13 protein-coding genes are annotated in these 16,648 nt (G+C 74.3%); 10 read left to right on the forward strand and 3 right to left on the reverse strand.

Annotated features, from left to right (window positions below):
* The first annotated feature begins 24 nt into the window (after positions 1 to 24).
* The 10 genes from RB146_02080 to RB146_02125 are packed head-to-tail and all read left to right on the forward strand — an operon-like array spanning position 25 to position 12,277.
* Positions 25 to 1,170 (forward strand): acyl-CoA dehydrogenase family protein, encoded by a 1,146-nt coding sequence (locus tag RB146_02080; protein ID MDQ7827767.1) that lies wholly within the window; start codon positions 25 to 27, stop codon positions 1,168 to 1,170.
* Positions 1,171 to 3,186, forward strand: a complete 2,016-nt coding sequence (locus RB146_02085) for a bifunctional homocysteine S-methyltransferase/methylenetetrahydrofolate reductase (protein MDQ7827768.1) — start codon at positions 1,171 to 1,173, stop codon at positions 3,184 to 3,186. It begins immediately after the preceding gene.
* On the forward strand, positions 3,183 to 4,076 hold the full coding sequence (locus RB146_02090) for an SRPBCC family protein (protein ID MDQ7827769.1): 894 nt from the start codon (positions 3,183 to 3,185) through the stop codon (positions 4,074 to 4,076). The genes RB146_02085 and RB146_02090 overlap by 4 nt, the downstream gene beginning before the upstream one ends.
* Positions 4,073 to 6,031: a DUF2207 domain-containing protein gene (locus RB146_02095; GenBank protein MDQ7827770.1), complete on the forward strand. Its 1,959-nt coding sequence runs from the start codon at positions 4,073 to 4,075 to the stop codon at positions 6,029 to 6,031. Before RB146_02090 ends, RB146_02095 begins: the two co-directional genes overlap by 4 nt.
* Positions 6,021 to 6,362 (forward strand): DUF971 domain-containing protein, encoded by a 342-nt coding sequence (locus tag RB146_02100; protein MDQ7827771.1) that lies wholly within the window; start codon positions 6,021 to 6,023, stop codon positions 6,360 to 6,362. The genes RB146_02095 and RB146_02100 overlap by 11 nt, the downstream gene beginning before the upstream one ends.
* A gap of 51 nt (positions 6,363 to 6,413) precedes the next feature.
* Positions 6,414 to 7,523 carry an Mrp/NBP35 family ATP-binding protein gene (locus RB146_02105; protein MDQ7827772.1) on the forward strand — a complete coding sequence of 370 codons (1,110 nt, stop codon included), beginning with the start codon at positions 6,414 to 6,416 and terminating at the stop codon, positions 7,521 to 7,523.
* A 32-nt stretch (positions 7,524 to 7,555) separates the two neighbouring features.
* Positions 7,556 to 9,049 carry an aldehyde dehydrogenase family protein gene (locus RB146_02110; GenBank protein MDQ7827773.1) on the forward strand — a complete coding sequence of 498 codons (1,494 nt, stop codon included), beginning with the start codon at positions 7,556 to 7,558 and terminating at the stop codon, positions 9,047 to 9,049.
* A 47-nt stretch (positions 9,050 to 9,096) separates the two neighbouring features.
* Positions 9,097 to 9,948: an LptA/OstA family protein gene (locus RB146_02115; GenBank protein ID MDQ7827774.1), complete on the forward strand. Its 852-nt coding sequence runs from the start codon at positions 9,097 to 9,099 to the stop codon at positions 9,946 to 9,948.
* A 2-nt stretch (positions 9,949 to 9,950) separates the two neighbouring features.
* Positions 9,951 to 11,249: a hypothetical protein gene (locus RB146_02120; GenBank protein MDQ7827775.1), complete on the forward strand. Its 1,299-nt coding sequence runs from the start codon at positions 9,951 to 9,953 to the stop codon at positions 11,247 to 11,249.
* Positions 11,246 to 12,277, forward strand: coding sequence for a zinc-binding dehydrogenase (locus RB146_02125; GenBank protein MDQ7827776.1), 1,032 nt, complete (start codon positions 11,246 to 11,248; stop codon positions 12,275 to 12,277). Before RB146_02120 ends, RB146_02125 begins: the two co-directional genes overlap by 4 nt.
* A 10-nt stretch (positions 12,278 to 12,287) precedes the next feature.
* On the opposite strand, the gene RB146_02130 is transcribed toward RB146_02125, so the two are convergent.
* The 3 genes from RB146_02130 to RB146_02140 form a co-directional block, all read right to left on the reverse strand.
* Entirely contained in the window at positions 12,288 to 12,929 is a 642-nt protein-coding gene (locus RB146_02130) for a hypothetical protein (GenBank protein ID MDQ7827777.1), read from the reverse strand.
* On the reverse strand, positions 12,904 to 13,686 hold the full coding sequence (locus RB146_02135) for a nucleotidyl transferase AbiEii/AbiGii toxin family protein (protein ID MDQ7827778.1): 783 nt from the start codon (positions 13,684 to 13,686) through the stop codon (positions 12,904 to 12,906). The genes RB146_02130 and RB146_02135 overlap by 26 nt, the downstream gene beginning before the upstream one ends.
* 110 nt (positions 13,687 to 13,796) lie before the next feature.
* The gene (locus tag RB146_02140; protein MDQ7827779.1) at positions 13,797 to 16,643 is read right to left on the reverse strand and encodes an aconitate hydratase; all 2,847 of its coding nucleotides are present in this window, start codon (positions 16,641 to 16,643) and stop codon (positions 13,797 to 13,799) included.
* Positions 16,644 to 16,648 lie beyond the last annotated feature (5 nt).

The raw sequence follows: 16,648 nt of genomic DNA on the forward strand, positions 1-16,648 counted from the left end.
CGGCCCTGGGGCGGGGAGGCGGGCGTGGACTTCGCGCTGACCGAGGAGCAGCGCCTCGTCCAGCGCACCGTGCGTGACTTCGCCGCGGGCGAGGTGCGGCCGTACGCCGCCGCCTGGGACCGCGAGGGGCGCTTCCCCACCGCCCTCATCCCCCGGCTGGCCGCCCTGGGGCTGTGGGGGATGACCGTGCCCGCCGCCTACGGCGGGGCCGGGCTCGACACCGTCAGCCTGGCGCTGGCCATCGAGGCCCTGGCCTGGGCCGACGGCGGGGTGGCCCTCACCGTCGCCTCCCACAACTCGCTGTGCACCGCGCACCTGGTGCGCTTCGGCAGCGAGGAGCAGAAGCGCCGCTTCCTGCCCCGGCTGGCCTCCGGGGAGGCGCTCGGCGCGTGGTGCCTGACCGAGCCCGGCGCCGGCAGCGACGCCGCGGCCATCCAGACGCGCGCCGAGCGCCGCGGGGACGTCTACGTGCTGAACGGCACCAAGGTCTTCGTCACCCAGGGGAGCCTGGGCGGCGTCTACGTCGTCATGGCCGTGACCGATCCGGGGGCCGGGAAGCGCGGCATCACCGCCTTCGTCCTGGAGCGGGACACCCCGGGGCTGCGCATCGGCAAGCACGAGGACAAGCTGGGCGTGCGCACCAGCGACACCGCCGAGGTGATCTTCGAGGACGCGGAGGTCCCGGTGGCGCAGCGCATCGGCGAGGAGGGGGAGGGCTACGCCCAGGCGATGCGCGTCCTGGAGGGCGGCCGCATCGGGATCGGGGCGCTGGCGGTGGGGCTGGGGCGCGCGGCGCTGGAGGCCAGCGTCGAGTACGCACAGCAGCGGCGCGCCTTCGGGAAGCCGCTGGCCGAGCACCAGGCCATCGCCTTCATGATCGCCGACATGGCGGCGGAGCTGGACGCCGCCTGGCTGCTCGTGGCCCGGGCCGCGGCCGCCCTGGACCGGGGAGGGCCGTACCGACGCGAGGCCTCCATGGCCAAGCTCTACGCCTCGGAGGCGGCGGCGCGCGCGGCCACGCGGGCGGTGCAGATCCACGGCGGGTACGGGTTCATCAAGGGGGCGGTGGTGGAGCGCATCTACCGGGACGTGAAGCTCACGGAGATCGGCGAGGGCACCTCGGAGATCCAGCGCATCATCATCGCCAAGTCGTTGCTGGAGGCGGGCTGAGTGGAGTTCCTGGAGCGGCTGGCGCGCGGTCCGCTGCTGGCCGACGGGGCCATGGGCACCATGCTCTACGCCCGCGGCGTCCCCTTCGACCAGTGCTTCGACGCCCTCAACGCCGAGCAGCCCGACCTCGTGCAGGCGATCCACCGGGAGTACGTGGAGGCGGGCGCCGAGCTGCTGGAGACCAACACCTTCGGGGCCAACCGCTTCAAGCTGGCCGCCCACGGCCTGGAGGAGCGCGTGCGCGAGCTGAACGTGGCCGGCGCCCGGCTGGCCCGGGAGGTCGCCGCCGCGGCCGGGCGGCGGGTGTGGGTGGCCGGGTCGATCGGGCCGATCGGCCGGCCGCTGGCGCCGCTCGGGGCGGTCACGCCCGAGGAGGCGGGGGAGGTCTTCGCCGAGCAGGCCGCGGCCCTGGCCGAGGGCGGGGTGGACCTCCTCCTCTTCGAGACCTTCACCGACCTGGCCGAGCTGGCCGCCGGGGTGGCCGCAGCCCGGGCGGCCGCGGCGCTCCCCATCGTGGCGCAGATGACCTTCACCCACGAGGGGCGCACGCTGCTGGGCCACACCCCCGCCGACATCGTGGCGCGGCTCGAGCCGCTGGGGGTGGCGGCGCTGGGGGCCAACTGCAGCGTGGGCGCCCAGGGCATCCTGCAGGTGATGGAGCAGCTGGTGCTGCTGACGCGGCTGCCGCTCTCGGCCATGCCCAACGCCGGCTTCCCCTCCTACGTGGGCGGGCGGGTGATCTACGCCTCCACGCCCGCCTACATGGCCGACTACGCACGGCAGCTGGTCGAGCTCGGGGTGGCCATCGTGGGCGGGTGCTGCGGGACCACGCCCCAGCACATCCGCGCCATGGGTGAGGCGGTTGCGACGGCGGCGTGGCGGCGCCCGCCGCGCCTGACCGTGGCTCCGACGGCCGCCCCGCAGCCGGCCGCCCCACCGGCCCCGCCCACGACCCTGGCGGAGCGCCTGCGCCGCGGCTTCGTCGTCACGGTCGAGGTGGCGCCGCCGCGGGGGACCCAGGAGGGCCCGGAGCTGGGTACCTGCCGCCTGCTGCGCCAGGCCGGCGTCGACGCGGTGAACGTCCCCGACAACCCCATGGCCCGCCTGCGCATGAGCCCCTGGGGGATGGCCCTGCGCATCGAGCAGGAGGTGGGGCTGCCCACGATCCTCCACTTCACCACCCGCGACCGCAACCTCATGCGCGTCCAGTCGGACCTGCTGGCGCTGCACGCCCTGGGGATCCGCCACCTGCTGGTGCTGCGCGGCGACCCGCCGCAGCTGGGGGACTACCCCACGGCCACGGCCGTCTCCGACGTCACCCCCACGGGGCTGATCCGGCTGGTGAAGCGGTTCAACCAGGGGCGGGACCTGCCGGGCAACGACCTGGGGCAGCCCACCGCCTTCGTCGTCGGCGCGGCGCTGAACATGGGAGCGCGCCACCTGGACCGCGAGCTGCGCGTCCTGGAGCAGAAGCTGGCGGCCGGGTGCGACTTCCTGTGCACCATGCCGCTCTTCGACCCCGAGACCCTCGACCGCTTCCTGGCCCGGGTGGGGCGGCTGCCGGTGCCGGTGATCGTCGGGGTGCTGCCGCTGCACGGCGTCCGCCACGCCGAGTTCCTCCACAACGAGGTCCCGGGGATGGCCGTCCCGGACGCCGTGCGGGAGCGGCTGCGCGCGGCCGGCGGCGACGCCCGGGAGGTGGGGCTGCAGCTGGCCTTTGACCTGATCGCCGCCATCCGGCCGCGGGTGCAAGGCGTCTACCTGATCCCGGCCTTCGGGCGGTACGACCGGGTGATCCGCCTGGCCGAGGCGGTACGGGCCGCCTCGGCTGAGCGGGCCGCGCCGGCCCGCGACGGGAGCGCCGGCGGCGCCGGTGTCGGGGAAGTCCCGCACCAGCCGGGAGGCGTGGCCGGTGCCGTGGGAGAGCCCCACGAAGCGGGGGGAGGCCCCGGTGTCGCGGGGGACCCGCACGAGACGGGGGGCGGCGCCGGCGGAGCGGCAGGAGGGCGCCGGTGAGGACGTCCGGCGGCGCGGGACGGCTGCGCCGCGCCGCGCCCCGTCCCGTGCGCGTCGAGCGGGAGCGGCGGATCCGCGCCCCGCAGCAGCGGGTCTACCAGCTCCTCAGCCGGGTGGAGAGCCTCCCCCGCTGGTTCACCGACCTGTGGCTGGTCGCCGACATCCTGGAGCGCGAGAGCCAGCAGGTCACGGCCGAGCTGCGCGGCTACTTCGGCGGCATGCCGGTGGAGTCGGTCCAGGTGATCCGCCTGCGGCCTCCCGCGCGCGTGGAGTTCCGGCAGGTCCGCGGCACCTTCCGCCACCTGGAGGGGGAGTACGCGGTCACCGCCGAGGGCGCGGAGAGCGTGGTGCGCGCCCGCGTGGAGGTGGAGACCGGCATCCCGCTGCTGGGGGAGACGACAGCCCGCCTGGTGATGGGCCGGGCGCTCGACCGCATGCTGGCCAAGATCAAGGACGCGGCGGAGCGGGACCTGCCGCGCCTCGTCCCGGCCCGGCGCGAAGCGGCGCGGGCACGCGGGGAGGAGACGCCGGCCGAGGAGGAGGACGCGGGCAGGGCACCGGAGCTCCCCGCCGGCGCAGAGCCGGTGTGGGCCGCCGAACCGGCCGGAGCCGTCCCGGCGGCCGGGGGCAGCACGGTCCAGGGCAGCGCGGTCGAGGGCGGCGTGGTCGAGGGCAGCGTGGTTGAGAGCGCAGCGGTCGGGGGCGCAGAGGCACAGGCCGGAGAGGCTCAGGGCGGAGAGGCCGTGAGTCGAGAGGAGACGCCGGCGGTCGCAGGAGCGGTGAGGGTGCCGAGGGGGCGGCGGCGTCGCAGGCGGCGCCGTCGCCGGCCGCGCCCGGGCTGGGGGCAGGGCGGACCGACCGGAGGGTCACCGGACGGGGCGCCGGCATGAGGACGCTGCTCCTGGTCCTCCTGCTGCCTGGCGTCCTGCTGCCTGGCATCGGACCGCCCGGCATCCTGCCGCTCGCCCTCGCCCCGTCCGTCGGCGCCCAGGCCAAGTCCTACGATCACCCGGAGATCCGCCAGGTCTTCACCCTGCTCCCCACCGGCGACGCCCTGGTCGAGGACGTGCGCGCCTTCCGCTTCCGCGGGTCCTTCACCTGGGCCGAGCTGCGCCTGCGTACCACCGGGCAGTACGGCACCTACGACATCGAGTACCTCTCCGTCACCGACGGCGACACGGGCCAGCCCCTCCCCATGGAGCGGAGCCGCGCCGGCCCGGAGCGCGTCCTGCGCTGGTCCTACCAGGCGCGGGACACCACCCGCCGCTTCCGCCTGCGCTACCGCATCCGCGGCGCCGTCCAGCGCTACCCCGACGTGGCCCAGTTCTACTGGAAGGCCATCGAGGACGACCACGCGCCCATCGGGCGGGTCCACATCACCGTCATCCCGCCGCGCCCCAGCCCCGCGCGCTTCAAGGTCTTCGTCCACAGCCGCGCCGCGCCCGGGACGCTGGAGATCGCTCCGGACGGCAGCCGTGCCGTGGTGACGCAGGAGGCCATCCCCGCGACGAGCTTCGTCGAGGTGCGCGTGCTGCTCGACCCGGCCCTCTTCGCCCAGGCCCCGCTGCGCCGCGGCGAGACCTACGAGACCCTGCTGGCCGACGAACGGCGGCAGGCGCGCAGGGAGGTGCTGGTCCGCCGGGTGGTGGTGGGCGGGCTGGTCCTCTCCGCGCTGCTGATGCTCGGGCTGGTGGCCGCCTACCTGTGGACCTACCTGCGGTACGGACGCGAGCCCCGGGTGCCCTACGACGCCGACTACGAGCGGGAGCCGCCCCGCGACCTGCCCCCCGCCGTGGTCCCGGCCATCCTGCCGCAGCGCGGCGTGGACCGCCGCCTCCTGCCGCACGCCTTCGCCGCCACGCTGCTGGAGGCGGCGCGGCTCGGCTACCTGGAGATCGACGAGCGGCAGGACGAGGGGTTCCTGGGGACGGGCCTCTTCCGCGACACGGACCTGACCTACCGCCTCACCCCGCGGGGGCAGGCGCTGCTGGACGACCGCCCGGCGGGGCCCGGGGAGCGGCGCGGCGACACGCCGGAGCGCGGCGGCGCGCGCGCGCACGACGGCCGCCGGAGCCGCGACCGCGAGCGGGAGCTCGAGCCCTTCGAGGTGGAGGTGCTGCGGGTGGTGTTCCAGCGGGCCGGCACCGGGCAGACCGCCACCGACGAGCAGATCGAGGCGTGGGGCCGGCGGATGAGCGGGCCGAGGAGCAACTTCCTGCACTTCGTGGAGCGATGGGGGCCGGGGCTGCGGCGCTGGTTCGAGCAGCGCTTCTTCCGTCTGGACGACCGCACGAGCGAGCGTGCCCGCCTGGCCATCCTGGTGGCCACCGTGGTGGTCACCGTGGTCGCCGTCCCGGTCGGCTTCGGGCTCTCCGCGGTCTTCGCGCTGCCCGTCGGCATCGTGGTGGGCGTGCTGGCGGCCGTCACCCTTTCCCGCCGCACCCCGGAAGCCGCGCTGGAGGTCCGCCGCTGGGGCGCCTTCCGCCGCTTCCTCACGGACTTCTCGATGCTGAAGGAGGCGAGCGCCCAGGTCCTCCCGCTGTGGGAGCGCTACCTGGTCTACGCCGCGGCGCTGGGGGTGGCCGAGGAGTTCCTGCGGTCGCTGACGCTCGTCGCCCGGGAGACGGGCCAGGCCGTGGGCGGGCCGCGCTGGTACCACGCCGGCGGCGGGCCCGGCCGGGGCGGCGTGCGCGCGGACGGTCTCGCGTCGCTCACCCGTCTGGCGCGCTCCTTCCAGAACTTCCAGAGCCTCTCGCGCGCCCTCTCCTCGTCCACGCGCAGCGGGGGTGGCTTCAGCAGCGGCGGCGGAGGCGGCGGGGGTGGAGGGAGCAGCCGTGCCGGCTAGGATGGTCACGCCGGTCGACGTCGGCAGCATCACCGCCCCGGAGCTCACCATCGTCTGGTCCGACGGCCACCGCTCCACCTACCGGTGGGGGGCGTTGCGGGCCAACTGCCCCTGCGCCGTCTGCGTCCAGCGCGGGGGCCATCCTCCCCGGCCGCTGCCCGACCCGCTGCCCACGCTGCGGCCGATGCAGGTGGAGCGCGTCGGCGCCTACGCCCTGCGCTTCGTCTGGCCGGACGGCCACCGGACCGGCATCTACCCGTTCCCGTTGCTGCGGGAGGTGCTGTGCGAGTGCGAGGCCTGTCGCGCCAGGGGTGCGAGGCGCCAGGGCTGAGCGGGTCCTGTGCTAGACTGAGCCTGGACGCCATCACCGCCGAGGAGGACGATGTTCCGGTCACCGCAGGCCATCGACCGCGGCCAGGTCCTGGCGGCGCTGCGCGACGTCGAGGACCCCGAGCTCCACAGGTCCATCGTCGACCTGGACATGGTACGGGACGTGCGGGTGCGCGACGGCCGGGTGGAGGTCTCGGCCGTCCTGACCATCGGCGCCTGTCCCCTGCGCGAGACCATCGTCGAGCGCATCCGCTCGCGCCTCCAGGCGCTCCCGGGCGTGCGTGAGGTGGAGGTCTCCCTGGGGGTGATGACCCCGGAGGAGCGCCAGGCTCTCATCGGTAAGCTGCGCGGCGGGCCGGAGGCGGGCGGGCGGCGGCCGGCCTTCCTCACCCCGGACAGCCCCACCCAGGTGATCGCCGTGGCCAGCGGCAAGGGCGGGGTGGGCAAGTCCACCGTCACCGTGAACCTGGCGGCGGCGCTGCGCCTGGCCGGCTTCACGGTGGGGGTGATCGACGCCGACGTCTACGGCTTCTCCATCCCGCGCATGCTCGGGGTGACCGGACGCCCCACCGTCATCGACCAGGTGATCATCCCGCTGGAGCGCGACGGCATCCGCGTCATCTCCATCGGCTTCATGCTCCCCAACGCCGACGACGCGGTGATCTGGCGCGGCCCGATGCTGCACAAGGCGCTGCAGACCTTCATCCAGGAGGTCCACTGGGGCGACGACCTGGCCTACCTGCTCATCGACCTGCCGCCGGGGACGGGGGACGTGGCCATCAGCATCGCCCAGATCCTGCCCCGCAGCCACATGCTCATCGTCACCACGCCCCAGCCGGCCGCCGTCGAGGTGGCGCAGCGCGCGGCGAAGATGGCGGCCAAGGTGAACATGGCGGTGCTGGGGGTCATCGAGAACATGGCGGGGTTCGTCCCCGCCCCGGGGGCGCCGCCGGTGGAGATCTTCGGCAGCGGGGGCGGGCAGCAGCTGGCCGACCTGCTGGAGGTGCCGCTGCTGGCGCAGATCCCCCTCGATCCGGCCATCCGCGAGGCCGGGGACCGGGGGACGCCGCTCGTGCTGGCGGCGCCGGACGGCCCGGCGGCACAGGCCTTCCGCCAGGTGGCCGCCCGGCTGGCCGAGCGCCTCCCGGCGCGCGTCGCCTGACACGGGGCACGGCGGCGTGGGGGGTGGAAAGCATGGCGGTCGAGGTGGGAGTCTACGGCAACTACATCGGCGGGCGCTGGGTCCCGGCGCGCTCGGGGGCGACCACCGAGGTGCGCAACCCGGCCACCGGCGAGGTCCTGGGGGTGGTCCCGCGTTCGGGCCCTGAGGACGTGGCGGACGCGGTGGAGGCGGCCGCCCGCGCCTACCCGGCCTGGCGGCGCACCCCGGCGCCGCGGCGCGCCGAGATCCTCTTCCGGGTGGCCGAGCTGCTGGTACGACGCAAGGAGGAGCTGGCCCGCCTGATGACCCGGGAGATGGGCAAGGTCCTCACCGAGGCGCGCGGGGACGTCCAGGAAGCCATCGACATGACCTACTTCATCGCCGGCGAGGGGCGCCGCCTGCACGGCTACACCACCCCCAGCGAGATGCCGCACAAGGCCGCCTACTGCGTGCGGGCGCCGCTCGGGGTGGTGGCGGTCATCACCCCGTGGAACTTCCCCATGGCCATCCCCTCCTGGAAGATCGTCCCGGCACTGGTGTGCGGCAACACGGTGGTCTTCAAGCCGGCCTCCTACACGCCGCTTTTGGGCCTGAAGTTCGTCGAGCTCTTCGCCGAGGCGGGGCTGCCCCCCGGCGTCCTCAACGTCGTTACCGGGCCGGGGGAGGCGGCCGGGGACGCTCTGGTGGAGCACCCGCAGGTGCGGGTGGTCTCCTTCACCGGCTCCACGGAGACGGGGCTACGCCTGGCGGAGAAGTGCGGGCGGCTCGGCAAGCGCCTCTCCCTGGAGATGGGCGGCAAGAACGCCGCCATCGTACTGCCCGACGCCGACCTGGGGCTGGCCACCGACGCGCTGATCTGGAGCGCCTTCGGCACGACCGGGCAGCGTTGCACCGCCTGCTCGCGCATCATCGTCCACCGCGAGGTCCGGGAGGCGCTGACCGAGCGGCTCGTGGCGCGGGCGGAGGCGCTGCGCCTGGGGGACGGGCTGGCCCCCGACACCGACGTGGGGCCGCTGGTGAGCGCCGCGCAGCTGGAGCGGGTGCACCGGTACGTGGAGCTCGGCCGGCAGGAAGGGGCCCGCCTGCTGACCGGCGGCCGCCGGGTGACCGACGGCGCCCTCGCCCGTGGGCATTTCTACGCGCCGACCATCTTCGACCAGGTGCGCCCTGAGATGCGCATCGCCCAGGAGGAGATCTTCGGCCCGGTCACCGACCTCATCGAGGCCGCCTCGCTGGAGGAGGCCATCGCCATCCTGAACGGGGTGCGCTACGGCCTGTCCGCGTCGATCTTCACCCGGGACGTGAACACGGCCATGCGGGCGATCGACGAGATCGACACCGGCATCGTCTACGTGAACCACGGGACCATCGGCGCCGAGGTGCACCTCCCCTTCGGCGGGACCAAGGACACGGGCAACGGGCACCGCGAGGGCGGCCTGCAGGTGCTGGACGTCTTCAGCGAGTGGAAGGCGGTCTATATCGACTACAGCGGCCGGCTGCAGCGGGCCCAGATCGACAAGGACTGAGCGCCATCCTCCCCGACCGGCGTCTCCCGGGGCGCGCGACGCTGCCTGTGGTGGTCGCGCTCCTGGCCCGCGTCCTCGCTCCCGCCCTTGCCCTTCTGCTCCCCGCCCTCCTGCTCCCCGCCCGCCTCCCGCCTCCGGGCGCCGCCGCACCGTCGCCGGGTCCGGCGCTCACCATCACCGTGCAGGGGACGATCACCAGCGACGAGGCCACCGGTCTCGTGGTGGGAGAGGGCGGGGTGCGCCTCTCCGACGGCACCACGGAGGCGCAGGGAGACCGCATCGTGCTCGACCGGGCGCGGGGACGGGCGCAGCTCACCGGCTCGCCGGCCCGCGTGCGCAGCCCCGGGGGGACGCTCAGCGCCCGCGAGGTGGAGGCGCACTTCACCGCCGCCCGGCTCACCCGCATCGTGGCCCGCGGGGCGGCCGCGCTCGGCCTGCGCCGGGGGACGGTGCGCGCCGAGACGATCACGCTGGTCCCGGGCGGCGAGGCCCTGACCGCCTCCGGCGGCGTGCGGGTCACCTCGCCTCCCGACCTCGTGGCCACGGGGTCGGCACTCGCGTACGCGCACGGTAGCGGCCGCCTGGTCCTGGAAGGTCCGGTGCGGCTGGCCACCGCCCAGGGCGTCGTCACGGGCGCGCGCCTGGAGGGGCGCGAGGGCGTGGAGGAGGCCACCCTGAGCGGCGGGGTGGTGGCACAGTTCAACGGGATCACCGCGCGCGGCCAGGTCCTGCACCTGCGGGCTCGCGAGCGCGTCGCCGTACTCGCGGGTGACGTGTATGTGCGGCAGGGGACGCGGGAGCTGTGGAGCCCGCGGGTGACGATCTACTATGGGGAGCGCCGGGTCGTGGCTGACGGCCCCACCCGGCTGCGCCTGGGCGGGGAGGCGCCGGAGCCCTGACCGTGGCCAGTCCCGATCCCTCGCCGGCCACGCGCTCGAGCACCGCCACGCGGGACCCCGCCGCGCTCCCTGCCTGGGATCCCGCCGCGCTCCCTGCCGACCCCCTGGAACCCCTGCGTCCCCACGTCGCCAACCCGCTGCCGGTCGTGGGCCGGCGCTGGGTGGCCGGGGTGGTGGGCGACCGCCCCTCCACCTATTCCGCCAGCCCGCGCCTGTGGAACGCCGCCTTCGCGGCGCTCCGCCTCCCGGCCGTCTACCTGGCCTTCGACGTCCCCCCGGAGCGGCTGGGCGCTTTCCTGGCGGCCTGCCGCCAGGCCACCGGGCTCCTGGGGCTGAACGTGACGGTCCCGCACAAGGGGGCGGTGGTGCCGCATCTCGACACGCTCGACGCCGACGCCCGCGGGGCCGGCGCGGTGAACACGGTGGGGCGGACCCCCGATGGGACGCTGTGGGGGGCCAACACGGACGTGGCGGCGGCGCGCGACATCGTGGCGCGCCTGGACACGCGCCGGGTCCTCCTGCTGGGCAGCGGAGGGGCGGCGCGCGCCGTGCTCCTCGCGCTGGCCACGACGCCTCGCTCGATGACCGAGGTGATCGTCGCGGCCCGCCGGCCTCAGGAGGCCGCCCGGATGCTGACCGGCGCGGGGCACCCCTCCGCCGGGACGGGGGACCCTCGCGCCGGGACGGATCACCCCCTTGCTGCGGCCGGCCACCCCCTGATCGGAACGGGCCACGCCCTTGCCGGGGCCGGCCAACCCGTCGAGACGCGGGTGGTGGCCCTCGACGACCTGGATGGGATCCTCTCGCAGATCGACCTGGTGGTGAATGCCACGCCGGTCGGCATGGCCGGCCCGGTGCCTGTCGCGGGTGGCGTGGCCTGGCTCGAGCCCTTCAGCCCCCTGGCCCCGGCCGACCCTCCGCCGTACCCCGGCGGCCACGACGACAGCGTTCACCCCACGCCACCCGGTCCGGCACCACCTCCGGCCTGGTGGGCCGCCGCATGGCCCGCCGTCGTCGGCGACCTGGAGCGCGCCCTGCGGCGGACCCTCGCCCTGCCCGCCGGGTGCACCGTCTGGGATCTGGTCTACGTCCCCGAGGAGACGGTCCTGCTCAGGCACGCCCGCTGGGCCGGGCTGCGGACCGTCCCGGGGAGGGAGATGCTGGTGGGGCAGGCCGTCCACGCCTTCCTGCGCCTGGTCGCGCCGGTGCTGCCCGTCTCCCCGGAGGCCGCGCGGGCACCCGTGGCGCAGGCGATGGCGGCAGGGTGGGCGGCGGAGCCCCGAGAGGGGGGAGGGCGCTGAAAGTCGTCGAGATCCGCGAACACGGCGGCCCGGAGGTCCTGCAGCCCGCCGAGTGGCCCACCCCCGAACCCGGCCCCGGCCAGGTCCTCGTCCGCGTGCGCGCCGTGGCGCTCAACCACATCGACCTGTGGGTGCGGAAGGGCCTGCCGCGGCTGCGCCTGCGCTTCCCGCACCTCCTGGGGGCGGATGTCGCCGGCGAGGTGGCGGCGGTGGGTCCGGGGGTGGAGGGGTGGACGCCCGGCGATGCGGTGATGGTCCACCCCGGCGTCTCCTGCGGCCACTGCCCGGCCTGCACCGCCGGGCAGGACAACCTGTGCCGGGAGTACGCCATCCTGGGGGAGCACGTCCCCGGGGGCTACGCCGAATACGTCGTCGTCCCCCAGGAGAACCTCTTGCGCAAGCCGGCGGCGCTCACGTTCGAGGAGGCGGCGGCGCTGCCGCTCGTCATGCTCACCGCCTGGAATATGCTCGTGACCAACGCCCGGCTGCGCTTCGGGGAGACGGTGTTGGTCTGGGGCGCCGGCAGCGGCGTCGGCAGCGCGGCCATCCAGATCGCCCGCGTCTTCGAGGCGCGGGTGCTGGCCACGGCGGGGACGGCCTGGAAGCTGGAGCGGGCGCGGCAGCTGGGCGCCGAGGTGGTCATCGACCACCGCGAGCAGGACGTGCTGGAGGCGGTGCGCCAGGCCACTGGCCGGCGCGGGGTGGACGTGGTCGTCGACCACGTGGGCGCCGCCACCTGGGAGACCAGCCTCAAGGCGCTGGCCCACGGCGGGCGCCTGGCCGTCTGCGGCGCCACCACGGGTCCGGTGGCGCCCACCGACATCCGCTACATCTTCGGCCGTCGCCTCAGCATCCACGGCACCTGGATGGGGACGAAGGCGGAGATGCGCCAGGTGATGGCGCTCGTGGAGCGCGGCCGCCTGCGCCCCGTCGTCCACGCCGTCCTGCCCCTGGAGCAGGCCGCCGAGGCCCACCGCCTCCTGGAGGCCTCGGCGCACTTCGGGAAGGTCGTGCTGCGCGTCGGGTGAGCGCCGCGCACTAGCCGCGCCGTCTTCGACCGCTGGCTGCACCGGTGGGGCGCGCGCGGTTCAGGATCGTGTCCAGACGCCGTGCCACGAAGATTCTCCGTCTGGGCGATGCAATGCGATTCACCCAGACGTCGACCTCCGATCGGTCGAATCCCCTGGGAATCTCGATTTCGGGCAGGCCCATCTTGTGCCCCGCGTACGTCCCCACGATGTACACCGTATCGAAGAGGGCCTTGGGGGCCCGGGCGATGGGCCCTCGGGGCGTGTGGTCGAAGCCACCGAAGAGTCTGGGGGCGAGGTGGTGGATCCGATAGATCCCCAGCGCGGTGGCCACCCGCTTCGATCGGTCGAGGGAGGCGGCATAGATCACCCGCGGAACCTGGGCGATCATGCCGTGCTCGTAGAGCGCTGTCCAGAGGGACACGTAGGCAGGGTATGGTGCGGTGAGGTACGGGACGACGGCATACGGGGACACCTCGGTGAGCGCCCAGAGCCCCCGTCGGATCCGCGTCACGAGCCCCAACCCGGCCAGGTGCCGCAGGAGGCGGCTGGCTGCGGAGAGCGACAGACGCAGGCGGGCGGCCGCATCACGGGTGGTGACCAGCGGCGCGGGCAGGGTGCGGAGCTCAGCGTAGGCGCGAGCGGCGCTCATACGTCGTCAGCTCCTGCAAGACGTGGGCTCGAAGTCGTTCCCACGCCTCCGGGCGATCGTAGAGCTCGAGCACATCGGGGTCGAGGAAGGCGACGACCTGAGCCTGGTAGGCCTCGAAGCTCAGGTCCAGGATCCGCTCAGCGGCCAGGTGCAGGGTCCGCGTGTCGAGTGATGTGTTGGACAACGCCTCCGGGGCCGCTCGAAACAGGAGATCGAGATCAAAGATGTCTCGCGCCTGCGTCTCCAGACGCGAGGCCAGGGCTCGGACCTTTTGCTCGATCAGCGCCTCCGGGAGGTAGCGCTGGACGGTCGGCGGGGGGAGGCCATAGAGTGCGGTCCGCTCTGCGGGGATCTGCTCCAGCCTGTGCCGAGGGTCAACCCCGCGGCGTGAGAATTCCAACCGTGTGCGCACCTGGTCTCCGGCTTCCCGCGTCAGGGAGATCTTCCAGCGCTGGGTGGTCTCGGTCTGCTTCGGTTTGCTGACGGTTTCGATTCGGAGGCCTTGGGAGCCCAGGATGGACCGGAGGGGGCGTGAGGTCAGGACGTCATCAACGCGCCGCTCGAGCCGGTGTCGGGGCACCCCGTCCACGTCGAAGTCCATATCTTCCGAGTATCGGGGACTCCCGTAGAAGAAGCGCATGCTGGCACCGCCCTTGAGCACGTAGTGGATGAGGTTCAGGCGCAGCCTGAGGACCTCCAGGAAAGCGAGGTGGAAGAACTCGATGAGTTGAACTGGTCTGAGCTCGGGCGCGGGCATGGACGGCCCTCCGTGGCGTTACGATACGAATTGTTGACATATTTTGTCAACTACTTGTATCGTCTAAACGGGGCAGCGGAGTGGTCTTTCGGGATCAGGAGGGAACGAGCTCAGCGGGCCAGGGCCTGCAGCACCATCGGGAGGATGCCCCCGTGCCGGTAGTACTCCGCCTCCGTGGGGTTGTCGACCCGCACCCGCGCCTGGAAGACCCGCTCCCCCGCCTCGCCGCGGGCCCGTACCGTCACCAGACCCCCGGGGACGGGGCCGCCGGCCACGCCGGTGATGTCGTACACCTCCCGCCCCGTCAGGCCCAGGGCGTCTGCGCTCTCGCCGGGGAGGAACTCCAGCGGCAGGATCCCCATCCCCACCAGGTTGCTGCGGTGGATGCGCTCGTACGACTCCGCGATCACCGCCCGCACCCCCTGCAGCAGCGGTCCCTTGGCCGCCCAGTCGCGTGAGGACCCGGAACCGTACTCCTTCCCGCCGATGACGATGAGGGGGACTCCCTCGGCCTGGTAGCGGACGGCGGCGTCGTAGATCGTCATGAGCTCGCCGCTGGGGAGGTGGGTCGTCCACCCGCCCTCCCGGCCGCCCGCCAGCCGGTTGCGCAGCCGGATGTTGGCAAACGTCCCGCGCACCATCACCTCGTGGTTGCCGCGGCGGGCGCCGTAGGAGTTGAAGTCGGCCGGCTTCACCCCGCGGGCGATCAGGTACTGCCCGGCCGGGCTCTGCACCGGGATGCTGCCGGCGGGGGAGATGTGGTCGGTGGTCACCGAGTCGCCCAGCAGCGCCAGCACCCGCGCCCCCAGGATGTCGCGCACCGGCGACGGCTCGGGGGCGAGGTCCTGGAAGAAGGGCGGCTCCTGCACGTAGGTCGAGTCCGGGTCCCAGGCGTAGAGGTCGCCGGCGGGGACGGGGAGCGCCGCCCAGCGCTCGTCCCCCGTGAAGACGTCCCGGTAGCGGCGGCGGAAGACCTCCGGCCCCACCGCCTCGGCCACCAGCGCCGCCACCTCCTGCGTGGAGGGCCAGAGGTCGCGCAGGTAGACGGGGCGCCCCTCCCGGTCGGTCCCCAGCGGCTCGCGGGTGAGGTCGATGTCCACGCGCCCGGCCAGCGCGAAGGCCACGACCAGCGGCGGGGAGGCCAGAAAGCTGGCCCGCACCTGCGGGTGGATGCGCCCCTCGAAGTTGCGGTTGCCGCTCAGCACGGCAGCCACGACCAGGTTGCCTTCGTCCACCGCCTCGGCCACCGCCGGGATGAGCGGGCCGCTGTTGCCGATGCAGGTGGTGCAGCCGTAGCCGACCAGGTGGAAGCCGAGCTGCTCCAGGTAAGGCATGAGCCCCGCGCGCCGGTAGTACTCGGTCACCGCCGGGGAGCCTGGCGCCAGGCTGGTCTTCACGTGGGGCGGCGTCCGCAAGCCTCGCTCCACGGCCTTCCGGGCCAGCAGCCCCGCCGCCAGCATCACCGACGGGTTGCTCGTGTTCGTGCAGCTGGTGATGGCGGCGATGACCACCGCGCCGTGCCCCACCGAGACCGTCTCGGTGTTGATGGGCTTCCGGGTGGGCGGGGTGTCCAGGACCTCGCCGCTCACGGGCTGGGGCGCCGTCGCCCGGCCCAGTTCCTGCTCGTCGTTCGTCGTGCCGCCCGGCCGCGGCGTCTGCGGCGGCAGGGGGTCGCTCGCCGGAAAGGTGTCGGCCACGGCGGCGGTGGCGGCCACCGCCGCGGGGTCCCGGGCGCCGTCGGGGAGCTGGCCGGTGAAGGCCTTGCGGAACGCTTCCCCGATCAGGGCCAGGGGGACGCGGTCCTGGGGGCGGCGGGGCCCGGCCACGCTGGGCTCGACGGTGCCCAGGTCAAGGGTGAGCAGCTCGTCGAAGGCCGGCTCGGGCCCGTCGGGCGTGCGGAAGAGCCCCTGCGCCTTGGTGTAGCGCTCCACCAGGTCCACCAGCTCCGCCGGCCGGCCGGTCAGGCGCAGGTAGCGCAGCGTCTCGTCGTCCACGGGGAAGAGGCCGGCGGTGGCGCCGTACTCGGGGGCCATGTTGCCGATGGTGGCGCGGTCGGGGACGGGCAGGTGGCGCAGCCCCGGACCGGTGTACTCGACGAAGCGGCCCACCACCCCGTGGCGGCGCAGCAGCTCGGTGACGGTGAGGACGAGGTCGGTGGCGGTGACGCCCTCGCGCAACTCGCCCTCCAGGCGCACCCCCACGACGTCGGGCCGGAGCAGCGTGATCGGCTGGCCCAGGAGGACCGCCTCGGCCTCGATCCCGCCCACGCCCCACCCGAGCACGCCGATGCCGTTCACCATGGGCGTGTGGGAGTCGGTGCCCACCACCGTATCCGGGTAGGCCACCACCGCGCCGTCCTGCTCCTCGCTCCACACCACCCGGGCCAGGTACTCCAGGTTCACCTGGTGGACGATCCCGGTCCCCGGGGGGACGACCCGGAAATTGCGGAAGGCCTGCTGCGCCCAGCGCAGCAGCGCGTAGCGTTCGGCGTTGCGCTCGTACTCGCGCTGGACGTTCACGGCGAAGGCGGCCGCCGAGCCGAAGGCGTCCACCTGCACCGAGTGGTCGATGACGAGATCGGCTGGGACCAGCGGGTTGATGCGCCGGGGATCCCCGCCCAGGCGGGCCACGGCCGAGCGCATCGCTGCCAGGTCCACTACCGCCGGCACGCCGGTGAAGTCCTGCAGGAGGACGCGCGCGGGCAGGAAGGGGAACTCGCGCGGCATGGCCGCCCCCGGGGCCCAGCGGGCCACCATCAGCGCGTCGTCCACCGTGAAGGGCGCTCGCCCGGCGTGGCGGACGAGGTTCTCCAGGAGGACCTTCACCGTCATGGGCAGGCGCTCCAGGGGCAGCGCGAGCGCCCCCGCCAGCGCCTCGAGCCGGTAGTAGGTGACGCGCCGGCCGCCAGCGACGAGCTCGGCGCGGGCGCCGAGCGGATCGGGTGCCTGTCCCCTCATCTCTG

The organism is Armatimonadota bacterium (assembly GCA_031081585.1).
GTDB lineage: Bacteria > Sysuimicrobiota > Sysuimicrobiia > Sysuimicrobiales > Humicultoraceae > Geohabitans > Geohabitans tengchongensis.